This window comes from Rhodococcus olei, from assembly GCF_039540555.1.
Lineage (GTDB): Bacteria > Actinomycetota > Actinomycetes > Mycobacteriales > Mycobacteriaceae > Rhodococcus_G > Rhodococcus_G olei.
The window spans coordinates 533,330-549,034 of record NZ_BAABFB010000075.1; the positions used below are offsets into that span (position 1 = coordinate 533,330).

The following is a 15,705-nucleotide window of genomic DNA, read 5'->3' on the forward strand; positions in this document are numbered from 1 at the left end:
CCCTGTGAGCCAAGAGATTGCGCTATTGCCTCCTGCCGAATCGGACGGCTGCTCAGGAATGAGGGTGGCCATCCTGTCGATCACGGTCCGTGTCACCGCCCCCCACCGCTCGAGTCCGGACCTCGAAAGCCGCGTCGACAGCCGACAGCGCAATGACAACCGGACCGCCGAGCCACAGTGGAATCCGCATGACTCCTCCTCGGGGTTGATCACTTGTGAAACAGGCCTACTGCGCGCCGGGAATCCGCGTGACGCCGAGAGTTCGCAGTTGCTCGCGCAGCTCAGGCGACAGGCCCGGCCACCGGCCGGCGGCAATGTCCGTCAGCAGCAGAGATTCCCGTTCGACTCGGGCCTTGCCGCGGGCGAGGACCTCGTCGGCCGACGCGACGGGCACCACGACGACTCCGTCGTCGTCCGCGACCACGAGGTCCCCGGGCCGCACGGTGGCCCCGCCGGCGACCACTGGGCTGTTCACCCAGCCCGGGCCGCCCTTGGTGGTGCCCATCGCCGAGACGGTCTTCGACCAGACGGGCAACGGGAGCCGGCGCAGCTCCCGCACGTCACGGACGCCGCCGTCGACGACCAGACCCGCCGCACCGCGCGCGACCAGGATGCTGCAGATGATCTCGCCGACCATGCCGGCGGTCGACGGGGCCAGGTTGCCGACCACGAGGACGTCGCCCTCCCGACACAGGTCCAGCGCGGCCAACAGCATCAGGTTGTCGCCCGGATGATTCAGGCACGTCACCGCCGGCCCCGCTGCGCGCGAGCCCGCGACGAGTGGCTTGATCGCGGGATCCATGAGCCCACTGCGGCCCTGTGACTCGTGCACCGTCGCGACGCCGAGCTCGGCGAACTCCGCCGAGTGCGCACCGGCGCGCCGGTCCACGTGGTCGACGATCGTCGGGTCGATCAGCTGGTTCTCCATCAGAACAGGCCCCCGGCCGCGGGCAGGAACCGCTCGAACGCCTCGGCGTGGGTGACCTTCCGGTCCAGCAGCAGCCCCGCCATGATTGCCCGGTAGCGAGCCCGCTGCTCGTAGACCTCGATCATGAACTGCTGCACCTGCGAGCACTGCATCATCTCGAGCTTCTGGTCGGCGACGTCACTGATGTCGATGTAGGTGTCGGGCTGGAAGTCACAGAACTCGGGGAATTCCGGTTCGTAGCCGTGGATCTGGCGAACGACGAATCGCTCCGACTCCGGCAGCCGACCGTGCGCGCGGGCCCAGATGGCGGCGTCCTCGACGACCCGGGCCGTCGCCACGTGATCCGGGTTGTTGGGGTCGCGGCGCCCGTGCGTCAGTACGACGTCCGGACGGAGCTCCCGCAGCAGCCGGACCATCTCGAGCCGGCGCTCGTCGTCGATGACCATCGGATAGTCGCCCCAGTCGTAGGTCCGCAACTCGACGCCCGCCACTGCGGCCGCCTTCTCGGCCTCGGACAGGCGGAGCGCCCGCACCCGGTCCGCAGACTGGTTCGGCTCGGACCACGCCGATGCCGACTCGCCGCGCTCGCCCATCGACAGGCAGACGACGGTCACCTCCGCTCCGGCCTTGACGTACTTGAGAATGGTGCCGCCGGTACGCCACACCCAGTCCATGCCGTGGGCGCTGACAACTGTCACCTTGGTCATGTGTCTCTCCTTCTGATGGTGGTTCGCGACCGTGTCGCGCTGCTAGGGGTGAGATCCGGTCGGGGGCAGATCGCGCACGTAGCGGCTGTCCACCCCGACGGGTCCGATGTTTCGCGCGCCGCCCGGCGACCCGATCGGGTCGTCTCGTCCCGGCAGCACGGAGTGGAAGAACTCGGCGGTGTCGGCGACGAACGGCTCGAAGTCCTCGTCCCCGTCCCGATCGGAGACGATCGCCTCCACCGGACACGCCGGCTCGCAGGCACCGCAGTCGATGCACTCGGCCGGGTTGATGTAGAGCTTGCGGGCTCCCTCGTAGATGCAGTCGACCGGGCACTCCTGCAGACACGATCGATCCATCACGTCGACGCACGGGGCTCCGATGACGAAACTCATTGCGCCACTCCTTCCATCCGCGGTTCGGTTTCGACGGCGCGGCGAGCGGTGAGGTGACGGCCCGCGGCGTACCCGAACACCAGGGCCGGGCCGATCGTCGCGCCGGCCGCCCAGTAGCCCTGGTTCGACGGTGACGCGGCGCAGTTGCCGACGGCGTAGAGCCCGCCGACCGGGGTGCCGTCGGCGCCGAGCACCTGCCCGGCGGCGTTCGTACGTGGGCCACCCTTGGTATCGAGAGTGCCCAGCCCGATCAGGACGGCGTAGTACGGTCCGTGCTCGGCGAACGGGGCCATGACCGGGTTCGGCCCGCCACCGGCGCGTCGCTCGCCTGTGAAGAACGCCTCGATCGGCTCCGTCCCGCGACCGTGGTCGGAATCGACACCCGCGTGCGCCAGCGTGTTGAATCGCGCAATCGTCGCAGCCAGGTTCGATCCGAATTCGCCGGTCAACCGCGCGCCGCCGGTCACCGGCTCGAGCGAGCGCAACCGGGCGGTGAGGTTGTCGGCCAACTCCGTCCAGCTGTCGCCGACGACCAGGTGCGAGCGCGACTCCCCCGGCGGTGCCAACGGATAGGCGAACGGCTCGGCCGAGAAGAGCTCCTCGGTCCGGCTGTCGAAGATCAGGACCAGCAGTTCCGGTGCGCCCGGGCCGATGTGGATCCTGGCCCGATCGCTGTAGAACCGCTTCTCGTTGCCGACACGGCGCCCGGCGAGGTCCACGATCAGCGACGAGTCCCCGGGAGCGACCCACATGCCGGCCCGCGTCTCGGTGGCCCCGGCCCGGGTGTGTTCGACGGCGACCTGATCCCACCAGGCGCAGTCCATGTTGTGCAGGGGCACGCCCAGCTCCTCCAGCGCGGGCAGCGCGTCGCCGGTGTTCGTGCCTGCCGCGCACCCGCCCCACACCCGCGCGGGCAGATGGCGCGTCCGGCGTTCGGCATCGTGGGTGAATCCGCCGACCGCCAGCACCACACCCAGCTCCGCGCGGACGGTGACGTCGCGCCCGGCCTCCAGATCCCGCACCACGGCACCGATCACCCGCCCGCCGTCGACCTCTGGCCTCACGAAGGCGTGCCGGGTCGCGATCCGGACCTTGTCGCGCACCGCGGCCGCCGCCAACTGGCGGATCAGCTCCTCACCGCCGGCCGGTCGGCCGTGCTCGTCGGCCGGACACAGTGCCCGCCCGAACACTCCGCCCTGCTCGGGCAGGTTCATGTGGTAGTCGGGGAACCGCAGCGCCATCTCGATCGTCGACCGGAGCGCGCCGATGCCGTCGAGGAATTCGAGCGCCTCGGGCGCGAGCCGGCAGTAGCCCGTGAGCAGGTCGTGTTCCCACTCGGTCAATCCGAGCAGCGGATCGTCGGCGCGGTAGCGCTCCGGCGCGCTCACCCTCGCCATGTACCCGAGCGCCCCGCCCTCGGGATCCGCCACACCGTGCTCCCGCATCAGGTGGTTGTCGGGAATCCAGTACACACCACCCGATTTCGCGGTCGTGCCGCCGAGGGTCGCGGCCTTCTCGCACAGCAGCACCTCGGCTCCGGCGTCCGCCGCGGCGAGCGCCGCCGCGAGTCCCGCCGCACCCGACCCGAACACGACCACGTCCGCGGCAGTGCCGGCGCCGGCGTCCGGTTCGTGGGCGAATCGCTCTGCTCCGGAGGTCATGTCGGTTCTCCCGGGGTGTAGCCGAGGCGGTTGTCCAGCTCGACGAGCCGGTGCTCGAAGCGCCACCCGTCCGGTGTGCGCACCAGGCTGTCCGCGTAGCGGCCGGTCGCCATCAGCGTCGGCCGCTCCCGGTTCTCGTGGCGCCTGAACATCACCAGGTTGCAGCGCTGTTCGGCGCGGCCACCCGTAACGGTGACCTCGGGGTCGAGGGTCATGTGCAGGATTCCCCAGCCCCGGGACCGGCAGAATTCACGCAGCTCCTGGTGGCCGGTGTAGGCGACGCCCTCACCGGCGACCTCGAGCCGGCCCGTGTCGACGAAGGTGCCGGCCCAGCCGTCCGCGTCCGACTTGTCGAAGCAGCGGTTGTAGATCGCGGTGAGCGTGCGGATCGACTGCCAGTCCGCAAAGTCGGCCGGGCTCGGGCTAGACATAGCGTGCCTCCCCCGACGCGGTGGTGCGCCAGTCCTCGGTGGCCGCGATCGTCATCGCGACGCCGGCCGTGTCCGGCCCGGCGAGCGGATCCTGCCGGCCGAACACCGCACCGCTGTTCTCATGTGCCCGAACGGAACCGAGCAAAAGCCGGCGCGTCTTGACGACCGCGATGTCGCTGGTGCCGAGCTTCTCCCGGGAGCGATCGACGATCGGGCCCTGACTCTCCTGGATCGCGACGTCCTCGAGGACGAGGTTCGTGAACCCGGAGAAGTGTCCGTCGGACATCAGCGCCCGGTCCTGGCCCCAGTTGTCCTTGCCCCGGACCAGAGCGGTGAAGTCGTCCGGGGCGACCGTCAGATCGTGGTACCAGAAGTGCGTGTCGGTGTCCTCGGTGAGCGGATGGTCGTCGTTCCACCGGATGAACCACTGCCGAGAGTGCTCGTCGTCGATCGGGGTCCCGATGATCGCGATCCGATCCTCGTCACCGGTGGGGATGTAGGCCGTCCACGGCATCACGAACTCCGTCACTCGAACGTGCAGGTGGTCGTCGCCCGAGTGCCGGATCGCGGCGAATCGGATGCCGTAACCTGTCTCGTCCGATTCGTAGCGCGGCGCGGAGTCCTGCGCGGTCTCGCCGAGGCTGCCGCTGCTGCTCCCGAGCCAGGACTGGTGCAGGATCGACACGTGCGAGGAGTCCAACGTGCCCTCGACCGCCTGCAGCCAGTTGCAGTGCGTCTCCGCGGCCAGCACCCGCACGTGATCGGCCGAGAGCCCGTCGTACGGGAGCCGCGGGAACGGCGGCGGATCGCCGTGCACTCCCAGGTACACCCACACCACGCCCCCGGCCTCACGGGCGGGATACCGGTCGATCGCGATCTTGTCGGCCATGTCCGCCTGCCGGTCGGCGGGTTCGGAGGGCACCTCGACGACGGTGCCCGAAACGTCGATCTTCCAACCGTGATAGATGCACCGGAGCGCGCAGTCCTCGTTTCGGGCCAGCGCCAGCGACGCCCCCCGGTGCGGACACGCCTCGTCCACGAAGCCGACCCTGCCGTCGGTCGCGCGGAAGGCCACGAAATTCTCTCCGAACAGCCGGACCCTCACGGGAGCACCATCGGCGACGAGCCGCTCGGACCGAACCGCGGGCGTCCAGTGCTCACGGAGATACGCGCCCATCGGCGCTCCCCCGCCCACCCGGGTCAGGAGTTCATTGTCTTCATGCGACAGCATGCGGATCCTCCATTGTCGACGCCACGATTCGGCGGACTGAAACATCCTCGGAGTCAATCTCTTTCAGATAGAGATGAAGCCGCTCCGGGATTCTGACTGTTATCCTGTCGATTGGAAGGTTAACGTCGATGCCGGGACGAATCAAGACCTGGATCACATTCCGTTCACGACGTGGCACAGACCACCGAGCCTGGATCGAGGCCTGCGCCGCGTCACTCACATCGCCGAGCCGCCCGCACCTGTCGGACGTGGGCACGACACAAGGAGATCGACATGGAAATCGACGGCGCAGTCGCCGTGGTCACCGGCGCCGCAGCAGGATTGGGCGCGGCCACCGCCGATATGCTCGCCCGGCGTGGCGCCCGGGTGACGGCACTGGACCTCGAGGTACCGCCGGGAGCACCGAGCTCGACCTGGCTGCCACTCGCCGCCGACGTCGCCTCAGCCGACGCGGTCGATGCCTCGTTCGACGCCGCGATTCACACCTTCGGCCGGGTGGACGTCGTCGTACACTGCGCGGGCGTGGCGGGCGGATTTCGGCTCATCGGCAGGGACGGACCGGCCGATCCCGAACGGTTCAGCAGGGTGATCGACGTGAACCTGCTGGGTACGTTTCACGTTCTGCGCGCGGCGGCCTGGCGAATGAGCAGGAACCGGAGATCCGACGGCGAGAACGGGGTGGTGGTGACCACCGCGAGCATCGCCGCGTTCGAGGGGCAGCAGGGCCAGGTGGCGTACTCGGCGTCCAAGGCCGGCGTCGTGGGGATGACCCTGCCTGCCGCACGGGAGCTTGCTCAGTTCGGAATTCGTTGCGCCACCATCGCACCCGGAGCTTTCGAGACAGCGTTGACGACGGATCTGCCGTCGGGGCTGCAGGACCAACTGACCGCGTCCGTTGCCTTCCCGCGACGTCTCGGCCGGCCCCGGGAGTTCGCCGACCTCGCGTGCGCGGTGATCGCCAACGAGATGCTCAACGGCGAGGTGATCCGGCTGGACGCAGGGGCCCGGCTCGCTCAACGCTGAACAACCGACCGGGAGCGGACGTCAGCCGCCCGCTCCCGACCGTCGGCTCGTTCGACGGGCCGGTTTCGGCCGCAGCCCGTCGAACGCCATGTCGATGATGCTCTCGACCAGCGGACGCAACGGCCCGTGATCCTGCTCGTTGTACCAGAATGCGCACCAGCTCATGCTGCCCATCAGGCCGTTCACCGTGAGCTCCGGATCGACATCGCGGAACACTCCGGCGCGCGAGCACTCCGCGACGACGTCTTCGAAGGTGCGCTGGTACTCACGAACCACCGCCGGCTGGTGCCGCCCGCCCGGCGACGACGGCGAGGTCCACAGCTGCATGAAGCCCACGAGCACGGGTGACGACACGCGCAGGGTGCAGTGCTCGGCGTGGAAGTAGAGGAGCTCGCGCAGTCGCTGGTCGGGTGTGAGGTCGGTACGCTGCGCGATCCTGGCCAGTTCGTGCTCGGCCACCTCGGTGAACCGCGCCTGGATCAACTCGACCAGTTCCTCCTTGGAGGAGAAGTACGTGTTGAGACTGCCCTTCTTGATCCCCACCGCATCCGCGATGTCCTGCAGGCTCGTGCCGTCGATACCCTTCTGGCGGATCAGCCCGATGGCCGCGTCGAGGACCTCGGCATGCCGCTCGGCGGAGCGCTTGGGTGGCACGGGCTTCCTTCCGGTGGACAGGCGTGCCCCGCGCTCACCCCAGCCGTGGCTCGTCGCCCGCTGAGGCCCGCAGGGCGGGAACAATCACCCTACCGAACGTCTGGATGGCTTCGAGCACCGTGTCGTGCGGCATGTACGGGTGATACAACCGGAAACAGAGGTGGGAGTCGGTTCGGCCGGCGAACCTCCGCTCGTACGGCCGGAGTGCCGCGGTGACCTCGTCCGGGTTGCCGATCAGGTTGTACTGCCGCACCGCATCCTCCGAGGAGAGGCGCGCGTCCGCCGGGAGCGGATCGCCGGCCTCCTCCGCCGCCCACCGGGCGTGCACGTCCATCGTGTACGTCATGCCGCGTCCGGCAATCTTCCAGCCGAGTTCGGGATCGTCCGCGATGAAGCCCGACCTGAGCTGACCGAAGGCGAAGGACGCACGGCGCTCGGCGGGCACCGTCTCCAGCACCCGCGAGTACGTCGTCATCGCCTCGTCGAACGGGGTGCACACCCCGAAGTATCCGTCGGCCAATCGTCCGGCGCGGGCCAGCGCCCTCGGGCCGGTTCCGCCGAGCCAGATCGGCGGGCCACCGGGCGTGAAGGGTTCGGGCCTCACGACCGCGCTGTCGATCCGGTGCACCCGCCCCTCGAATCCGAATCGCCTTCCCTGCCAAGCAAGTCGAAGAATCCGGACCGTCTCCTCCAGGGCGCGCCCGCGGGTGGACATGTCCGCGCCGAACGCACGAAACTCGCTGCGCCGCCATCCCGTTCCCATCCCGAGGATGAACCGTCCTCCGGACATCTGGTCGAGGACGGCAACGTCCTCCGCCAACCTGAGCGGGTTGTGGAACGGCGCCAGCAGCACCGCTGTCCCCACCACCAGTCGCTTCGTGGCGGCGAGAACGGCCGCGGCGATCGGCAGCATCGAGGGCAGGTAGCCGTCGGCCGCCCCGTGATGTTCGCTCAGCCAGATCGAGTCGAGCCCCGACTCCTCGGCCAGCTTCGCCTGCTCGATGATCCTGGCGTACTCGTCGCGGAACCCGATCTCCTCACCCGGCGGCACCTGTCCGGTGTACAGCCCAATTCCGTACTGCATCGCTCACTACCTCCACGGTCCGAATACTGTTGTCACGGGCTACTTCGACGGCGGGAGCGTGACCCACCCGCCGCCGTGCACCAGGATCTCCGCGCCGCTTACATAGGAGGCATCGGGCGAGCAGAGGAAGGCGACCACGGCGGCGACCTCGTCGGGATCGCCTCCCCGCCGCGCGGCAATGGCGGCAATGTTGGCCTCGAGCACCGCGGGATCGACCTCGCTGACGATGTCCGTGAGAATCGTCCCCGGCAACACCGCGTTGGACGTGATGTTCCGGCGAGAGATCTCCTGCGCCAGGCTCTTCGACATCGCGAGCAGAGCGCCTTTCGACGCGCCGTATCCGGTGTCTCCGGGTCCGCCGGTGGCGCCGAGAACCGAGCTGACGAACACCACTCGTCCCCAGCCGGCGTCGTACATGTGGGGCAGGGCGGCGCGCGTGACCGACCACGCCCCGCGGACATTCGTGTCGATCATCTCGTCGAACTCGTCCCGGTGCTGTCGGATCATCGCCCGAGACCGTTGCACCCCGGCGTTGTTCACGACCACCTGGGGCGGACCGAGTCGATCCGCCGTCGCGTGCACGAGTTCCTCGCCCGCACCGTCCTCCGACACGTCCGCTCGAATCGCCACCGCGCGTCCGCCGTTCGCGTGGATCTGCTTCACGACCGACTCGGCGTCGTGCGAGGAGCGCGCGTAGTTGACCGCGACGTCGTACCCCTGCGCCGCGAGCCGCAACGCGCACGCCGCGCCGATCCCGCGGGAGGCACCGGTCACCAGCGCGACCTTGGGCCGTCGATCGTCCGATGTGGTCATGAGACGCCCCTTTCGAGCATCGCCCAGTGCGGACGACGCAGTGCCAGCTTGTCGATCTTTCCGGGTCCGGTACGCGGAAGCTGGGTGTGGAATTCGTACGAGCGAGGGATCTTGTAGCCCGCGATCAGGGCCCGGCAGTGCCGGTCGAGATCCGACTCGGTCGTCGCCGATCCCGGGCGAATCACGACCGCGGCGTGCACCTGCTCGCCCCACTGGGATGACGGGACCGCGATGACCGCGGCCTCGACCAGGTCCGGGTGCTGCGCGAGCACCGCCTCGACCTCGGTGGCATAGACGTTCTCGCCGCCGCTGATGATCGTGTCGCCGGCCCGGCCGACGATGTACAGGTAGTGGTCCTCGTCGCGGTACGCCAGGTCACCCGACCAGTACCAGCCGCCACGGAAACGCTCGCGCGTGACCTCGGGCTGTCGCCAGTACCCGCGTGCGAAGTTCGGCCCGCGCCCGACGATCTCACCGGTCTCACCGACTTCGCAGTCGGTGCCGTCCGGCCGCACCACCCGGACCTCCACACCGACGACGGGGCGCCCGGCGGAGCGCAGAACGCGGCTGCCGAGCAGCCGGTCCTCCCCCGGCAGGAAGCTCAGGATCGGTCCCGCCTCGGTCATCCCGTACGACTGGGTGAAGGAACAGCCCAGTCGTTCCATCGCTCGGTTCAGCAGGGTCGGCGCGATGGGCGCTCCGCCGTGCACCACCAGTCGCAGTGAGGACAGGTCCGGGTTCGAGTCCGTCCGGTCCAGGTACTCGAGCAGCAGGGTGAGCATGGTCGGCACCAGGAAGGTGCAGGTCACACCCTCGGCCTCGATCGCCTGGACGACCGCGGCCGGATCGAATCGCGGCACCACCACGTGCCGGCCGCCGACCCAGGTCATCGGGTGAGCGGACATCCCGTCACCGAGATGGAACATCGGCGAGCAGTGCAGATAGACGTCGTCGGCCGAGTATCCGAGGCCCGCGATCATGTGCTGCGCGTTCGCGGCGAGATTCCCGTGGGTGAGCATGGCCCCCTTCGCGCGACCGGTCGTGCCGCCCGTGTAGAAGATCGCCGCGAGAGCGTCCGAACCCACGTCGGCGCCCGCTGCCGGATCGACGCGTTCGATCGGATCGTCGAGCAGGTGGCCGAAGTCCACGACGACCGCGGGCGTCGACTCGCAGAGCGACTCGGCTCGGGTACGGTGCGCCTCGTCCACCAGGACGACCGCCGGCTCGCAGTCGTCGATGACCGAGGCCAGTTCGACGTCGGCGAGACGGGCGTTGAGCGGAACCAGCACGAATCCGGCTGCAGGGACCCCGAAATAGGCGGCGAGGTACTCGGCGCTGTTGGCCCCGAGCACCCCGATCCGGTCGCCGCGGACCGCGCCGCGCCGGGCCAGTCCCGCGGCGATGCGGTCGGCCCAGGACCGGAACTCCTCGTAGCTCAGCCGTGTCGCGCCGTCGACCACCGCGACCGATCTGCCGTACATCCCGACCGCCCGGCGCAGCGGCCACACCAGATCTTGTGCCGCGGTGGCACCGTCGCCCCCCTCCGAGGCCGATGACCACGTCGCGGGAGCCGCGGCGCTCTCGTGTGTCGGCATCCGATGTCCTTCCGGGCTCGTCATCGTGAGTAGCTGAAGAAGCCGCGGCCGGTCTTCTCGCCGAGAAACCCGGACTCGACCATGCGCAGCAGCAACGGCGGCGGCGCGAACCCGGGATCCCGGAACTCCTCGTACATCGAGGTCGAGGCGGCCAGCAGGATGTCGAGTCCGACGAAGTCGGCAAGGGACAGCGGGCCGATCGGGTGCGCGCAGCCCTCGACCATGCCCCGGTCGATGTCCTCGGCCGACGCGAAACCCGCCTCGAGCATCCGCACCGCGGACAGCAGGTACGGGGTCAGGAGTGCATTCACCACGAATCCGGCGCGATCCTGCGACCGGATCACGAGTTTGCCCAGATCCTCGGCCGCGAACCGCTCGATCCGATCGGCCGTCTCCGCCGCGGTGTGCAGCGTCGGGATCAGCTCCACGAGGCGCAGGGCGGGAACGGGATTGAAGAAGTGCAGGCCGACGACACGTTCCGGACGCGTCGTGGCCGCGGCGATCTTCGTGATCGAGATGGACGACGTGTTCGAGGCCAGCACGGCGGTGGGCGCGGAGACCACCTTGTCGAGGGCCGCGAACAGGTCCGCCTTGGCGCGTTCGTCCTCGACGATGGCCTCGACGACCAGTTCGCGGTCGGCGAGGTCCTCGAGCGATGCCGTGAACCGGAGCCGCGACAGTGCGCCGGCGCAGTCGGCGTCGGCGATCTTGCCCGCGGCCACGGCGCGACGCAGTGAGCTCTCGGTTCGCGCTCGCGCGGACTCCGCCCGGGCCGCGTCCGCCTCGCAGATCACGACGTCGGCCCCCGCGAGTGCGCAGACGCGCGCAATCCCCGTTCCCATGAGGCCGCCGCCGACGACGCCTACCTGATCGATGATCAATTCCTTCTCCTTCGTGTGGTCGTTGTTGCAGAGGTGATGCCGTGGCGGCTAGTCCCGCGAAGTCACCCGCCACGTGTCGCCGCCGGCGACGATCGCCGACAGATCGGGCGCAGGGTCGTCGGCCCGGGCCCGCAGCAGCTGGTCGTTGACCAGATCGTCGTACGCGGGCCGATCCACGGCGCGGAAGATGCCCAGCGGGACGACGCCTCCGGGTCGCTCGGGCAGGCGTGCGAGCATGTAGGCGATCGACGAATCCTCGTCGTGGACATCGTGAACCAGTAGGGAGTCCGCGGACGCCCCGTCGAGTGGCACGATCTCGAGACCGCCGCGCGAGGCGATCCGCACGCCCTTCGGGTTCTTCGTTCCGAACGTGACCGGTTCGCCGTGTCGCAGCCGGACGGTGGCGTCGTCGCGTGTCTCCGGATCCTTCAGCTCCGAGAAGGCACCGTCGTTGAAGATGGTGCAGTTCTGCAGGATCTCGACCAGAGCCGTACCGCGATGCCGCGCCGCCTCACGCAGGACCGCGGTCAGGTGCTGACGATCCGAGTCCACCGTCCGCGCGACGAACGTGGCTTCGGCACCCAGCGCCAAGGCGATCGGGTTCACCGGCTGGTCCACCGAGCCGCCCGGGGTCGACTTGGTGACCTTGCCGGCCTCGCTCGTCGGCGAGTACTGGCCTTTGGTCAGGCCGTAGATCCGATTGTTGAACAACAGGATCTTCAGGTTCACGTTCCGCCGGAGTGTGTGAATCAGATGGTTGCCACCGATCGACAGCGCGTCACCGTCACCGGTGACGACCCACACCGACAGGTCCGGTCGTGCCGTCGCCAGCCCGGTCGCGATCGCAGGAGCGCGGCCGTGAATCGAGTGCATGCCGTAGGTGTTCAGGTAGTACGGGAACCGGGACGAGCACCCGATCCCGGAGACGAAAACGATGTTCTCGCGGGCCAGTCCGAGCTCGGGCAGCAGTCCCTGGACCGCGGCCAGGATCGCGTAGTCGCCGCATCCGGGACACCACCGTGCCTCCTGATCGGTCTTGAAGTCGTCGGATGACAGGCCGCCGGGCGAGGGTGGGTGCAGCATCGGCGCCGCGGGCAGAAGAAGGTTGTCGACCATGTCAGATGAGCTCCTCGATTCGCGCCGCGAGCTCCGCCGAGTCGAACGGCAGGCCGCGTACTCGGTGGTGTCCGACCGCGTGCACGTCGAATCTCGCCTTGATCAGCAGCAGCAGTTGGCCGAGGTTGAGCTCCGGGACGACCACCGTGCGGTACCGGTCGAGAACGTCACCGGTGTTGGCGGGAAAGGGATTCAGGGAACGGAGGTGCGCCTGCGCCACCCGGCCTCCGCGTTCACGGACCGCACGAACCGCGGCGCGGACCGCACCGTAGGTCGAGCCCCAGCCGAGGACGAGCACCTCCGCGGCGTCGGGGTCGTCGACCTCGAGCGGCGCCACGTCGGTCGCGATCCCGGCGATCTTGGCGTCCCGGACACGCACCATCGCCTCGTGATTGTCCGGGTCCGAGGAAATGCTGCCGCGGCCGTCCAGCTTCTCCAGCCCCCCGACGCGGTGTTCGAGGCCGGCGGTACCGGGCACCGTCCACGGCCGCGCCATCGTCACGGGATCCCGGAGGTACGGCCAGAACTCGTCGCCGTGATTCGGTTCGGTGGTGAACCGGACCCGGATGTCGGGCAACCGGTCCAGATCGGGCAACCGCCACGGCTCTGCACCGTTCGCCAGATGGGCGTCCGACAGCAGAACCACCGGTGTCCGGTACTTCGTCGCGATCCGGACCGCCTCGAATGCGGCCTCGAAGCAGTCGGAGGGCGACCGGGGCGCCAGGATCGGAACGGGCGATTCACCGTTGCGGCCGAACATGGCCTGCAGCAGATCCGCCTGCTCGGTCTTGGTCGGCATGCCGGTGGAGGGTCCCGCCCGCTGGATGTTGCACACCACGAGCGGCAACTCCAACGCGATCGCCAGCCCCAGCGCCTCCGCCTTGAGCGACATCCCGGGGCCGCTCGTCGCGGTGACACCCAGGTGCCCGCCGAAGGATGCTCCGACCGCGGCGGCGATCGCCGCTATCTCGTCCTCGGCCTGGAAGGTCCGGACTCCGCTCGCCTTGTGGCGGGCGAGTTCGTGCAGCAGGTCGGAAGCGGGCGTGATCGGGTACGCGCCGAGGAACAGCGGGACGCCGGCGCCTCGAGCGCCGGCCAGCAGGCCGTAGGTGAGCGCGAGGTTCCCGGAGATGCTGCGGTATCGCCCTGGCGGCAGTTGGGCCGCGGGCACCTGGTAGCGCGAGGCGAACGATTCGGTGGTGTCCCCGAACGCGTATCCGGCCCGAAACGCGGTGACGTTGGCGTCCGCGAGTTCCGGCTTCGTGGCGAAACGCCGGCGCAGGTATCGCTCGGTCGACTCCGTCGGCCTGTCGTACATCCAGCAGAGCAGGCCGAGGGCAAACATGTTCTTCGCGCGCTCGGCGTCCCTGTTGCCGATCGGCGCGTCCCGAAGTGCGGTGACGGTGAGCGAGGTCAGCGGGACGGCGTGCAGTCGGTAGCCGTCGAGGCTGCCGTCCTCCAAGGGATTCGAGGTGTACCCCAGCCGCTTGAGGCTGCGGCGCTTGAACTGGTCGCTGTCGGCGATGATCTCCGCACCGGGAGGGAGATCCCCGAGGTGCGACTTCAGCGCGGCGGGGTTCATCGCCACGAGGACGTCCGGCCGGTCTCCCGCCGTCTCGATGCGGTGGTCGGCGAAGTGCAGCTGGAACGACGAGACACCAGCGAGGGTTCCTGCAGGAGCGCGGATCTCGGCGGGAAAGTCCCGCAGTGTGGAAAGGTCGTTTCCGAACAGTGCCGACTCCCCGGTGAATCGGTCACCGGTCAGCTGCACGCCGTCGCCGGAGTCTCCGGCGAATCGAATGACGACGCTCGACAACCGTGTGGTGCCAACAGAACTGACGCCCATGAGTGGAACACTCCTCGTTCCGAGTTACCAACGACGGCACGCAGCGACGCAGTGCCGGCATCGGGCCCGACCCCGGAAACGGATCGGCTTGTCCGAGGAATTTAATCCCTTACGATCGGAAGGTCAATAGACTCCGGTCTCGACCTCGGGTTCACGGGCCGCCACCCCGGTCAGTGCCCGCCGGCACTCCACTGATCGCGGAGGAAGACACGGGAATGGATCGCTGTTCGCACCTATCACGCAGATTCCCAAGAGAATTCGCGCACCGCCTCGCATCGGCGAGGTCGAATCGGGGCGGCCGGCCTCCTCGCCGCCGGGCGGTGCCGCCCCGGTCGGCACACAGATTCGTTCCGGGGCGAGCTACAACGCAATCGCGGCGCGCGGCGGAGGAGCCCAGTCGGGGCACAGCATCGGGAACTCGGTCACAGGGCGTCGTCGGAGGAGTTCGGGAGCGGGAACCGATGGCCTCAGCGACGACTGGTGCGTGGAGTCGGGACCCGGGATGTGTGGGTCCACAGTGGTTCCCCAATGTCACAGTGGGGAACGTCAAGTGACCCGATGTGACATTGGGGAGCCCAGCAGGGGTGGGTCAGACGGCGCAGGCGCCGTCGGTGCAGGCGCCGTCCGCGTCGCCGGTGAGGGTGACGATCGGTCCGGCGTCCGCGTAGGCCTTCTCGAGCAGCTGGGTGAACACGTCGACCGGCTGCGCGCCGGAGACCCCGATCGCGCGATTGGCGACGAAGAACGGGACCCCGGAGATGCCGAGGGCCCGTGCCTGGGCGAGGTCGTCGCGGACACGGTCGGCCTCGGCGTCCGAGTCGAGGGCGGCGCGGACGCCGTCGGCGTCGAGCCCGGCCTCGGCGGCGATCGCGACGAGCTCGTCGCGGTCGTCGACGACGCGACCCTCGGAGAAGTGGGCGCGGAACAGTGCCGCCATCACCTCGTCCCCGCGGTCGCCGGCGATGTGGACCAGCCGGTGGGCGTCGAACGTGTTCGCCGCGATCACGGTGCCGAAGTCCATCGTCAGCCCGTCCGCGGCGGCGGTGCGGGCGACGTGCGCGAACATCTGCTGGACCTGCTCGGCGGGCATGCCCTTCATCTCGACGAGCGCCTCGACCTCGGGGCGCCGCAGCCCGGCCGGGGTCTCCGGGGAGAGCTGGTAGGACCGCCACACCACCTGCACCCGATCGCGGTGCGGGAACTGTGCGAGGGCGGTCTCGAAACGCTTCTTGCCGATGTAGCACCACGGGCAGGCGATGTCGGACCACACCTCCACGACGACGGCGGCGGCGGCGGACTGGTCAACGGATTCGATGGGCACGAACAGTTGAAACGTCCACCA

General features: G+C 69.1%; 15 protein-coding genes. 1 reads left to right on the forward strand and 14 read right to left on the reverse strand.

Annotated features, from left to right (window positions below):
* Positions 1-226 precede the first annotated feature (226 nt).
* Genes ABD951_RS27160 through ABD951_RS27185 form a run of 6 tightly spaced genes read right to left on the reverse strand, consistent with a single transcriptional unit; the run spans position 227 to position 5,351 of the window.
* Entirely contained in the window at positions 227-928 is a 702-nt protein-coding gene (locus ABD951_RS27160) for a 4-carboxy-4-hydroxy-2-oxoadipate aldolase/oxaloacetate decarboxylase (protein ID WP_345353066.1), read from the reverse strand.
* Positions 928-1,635 carry a PIG-L deacetylase family protein gene (locus ABD951_RS27165; protein ID WP_345353068.1) on the reverse strand — a complete coding sequence of 236 codons (708 nt, stop codon included), beginning with the start codon at positions 1,633-1,635 and terminating at the stop codon, positions 928-930. Before ABD951_RS27165 ends, ABD951_RS27160 begins: the two co-directional genes overlap by 1 nt.
* A 42-nt stretch (positions 1,636-1,677) precedes the next feature.
* Positions 1,678-2,028, reverse strand: coding sequence for a ferredoxin (gene fdxA / locus ABD951_RS27170; RefSeq protein ID WP_345353070.1), 351 nt, complete (start codon positions 2,026-2,028; stop codon positions 1,678-1,680).
* Positions 2,025-3,689: an FAD-dependent oxidoreductase gene (locus ABD951_RS27175; protein ID WP_345353072.1), complete on the reverse strand. Its 1,665-nt coding sequence runs from the start codon at positions 3,687-3,689 to the stop codon at positions 2,025-2,027. Before ABD951_RS27175 ends, fdxA begins: the two co-directional genes overlap by 4 nt.
* On the reverse strand, positions 3,686-4,120 hold the full coding sequence (locus tag ABD951_RS27180) for a nuclear transport factor 2 family protein (protein WP_345353073.1): 435 nt from the start codon (positions 4,118-4,120) through the stop codon (positions 3,686-3,688). Before ABD951_RS27180 ends, ABD951_RS27175 begins: the two co-directional genes overlap by 4 nt.
* Positions 4,113-5,351, reverse strand: coding sequence for a Rieske 2Fe-2S domain-containing protein (locus ABD951_RS27185; RefSeq protein WP_345353075.1), 1,239 nt, complete (start codon positions 5,349-5,351; stop codon positions 4,113-4,115). The genes ABD951_RS27180 and ABD951_RS27185 overlap by 8 nt, the downstream gene beginning before the upstream one ends.
* 273 nt (positions 5,352-5,624) lie before the next feature.
* On the opposite strand from ABD951_RS27185, the gene ABD951_RS27190 reads away from it, so the two are divergent.
* On the forward strand, positions 5,625-6,374 hold the full coding sequence (locus tag ABD951_RS27190) for an SDR family NAD(P)-dependent oxidoreductase (RefSeq protein WP_345353077.1): 750 nt from the start codon (positions 5,625-5,627) through the stop codon (positions 6,372-6,374).
* A 21-nt stretch (positions 6,375-6,395) separates the two neighbouring features.
* Here ABD951_RS27190 and ABD951_RS27195 read toward each other — a convergent pair whose 3' ends face one another.
* From ABD951_RS27195 to ABD951_RS27230, 8 genes are all read right to left on the reverse strand, one after another.
* Positions 6,396-7,028 (reverse strand): TetR/AcrR family transcriptional regulator, encoded by a 633-nt coding sequence (locus tag ABD951_RS27195; protein WP_345353079.1) that lies wholly within the window; start codon positions 7,026-7,028, stop codon positions 6,396-6,398.
* 34 nt (positions 7,029-7,062) lie between these two features.
* Positions 7,063-8,112: an LLM class flavin-dependent oxidoreductase gene (locus ABD951_RS27200; RefSeq protein ID WP_345353081.1), complete on the reverse strand. Its 1,050-nt coding sequence runs from the start codon at positions 8,110-8,112 to the stop codon at positions 7,063-7,065.
* Positions 8,113-8,151: 39 nt separating this feature from the next.
* Positions 8,152-8,925, reverse strand: a complete 774-nt coding sequence (locus ABD951_RS27205; protein WP_345353083.1) for an SDR family NAD(P)-dependent oxidoreductase — start codon at positions 8,923-8,925, stop codon at positions 8,152-8,154.
* Positions 8,922-10,520 carry a class I adenylate-forming enzyme family protein gene (locus tag ABD951_RS27210; protein WP_345353085.1) on the reverse strand — a complete coding sequence of 533 codons (1,599 nt, stop codon included), beginning with the start codon at positions 10,518-10,520 and terminating at the stop codon, positions 8,922-8,924. Before ABD951_RS27210 ends, ABD951_RS27205 begins: the two co-directional genes overlap by 4 nt.
* 20 nt (positions 10,521-10,540) lie before the next feature.
* Complete coding sequence (locus tag ABD951_RS27215) at positions 10,541-11,401, reverse strand: 3-hydroxybutyryl-CoA dehydrogenase (protein ID WP_345353087.1); 861 nt, start codon at positions 11,399-11,401, stop codon at positions 10,541-10,543.
* Between the two features lie 48 nt (positions 11,402-11,449).
* On the reverse strand, positions 11,450-12,517 hold the full coding sequence (locus ABD951_RS27220; RefSeq protein ID WP_425569973.1) for a 2-oxoacid:ferredoxin oxidoreductase subunit beta: 1,068 nt from the start codon (positions 12,515-12,517) through the stop codon (positions 11,450-11,452).
* Between the two features lies 1 nt (position 12,518).
* On the reverse strand, positions 12,519-14,363 hold the full coding sequence (locus ABD951_RS27225; protein ID WP_345353089.1) for a 2-oxoacid:acceptor oxidoreductase subunit alpha: 1,845 nt from the start codon (positions 14,361-14,363) through the stop codon (positions 12,519-12,521).
* 589 nt (positions 14,364-14,952) lie between these two features.
* Positions 14,953-15,684: a DsbA family oxidoreductase gene (locus tag ABD951_RS27230; protein WP_345353091.1), complete on the reverse strand. Its 732-nt coding sequence runs from the start codon at positions 15,682-15,684 to the stop codon at positions 14,953-14,955.
* Positions 15,685-15,705: the final 21 nt, after the last annotated feature.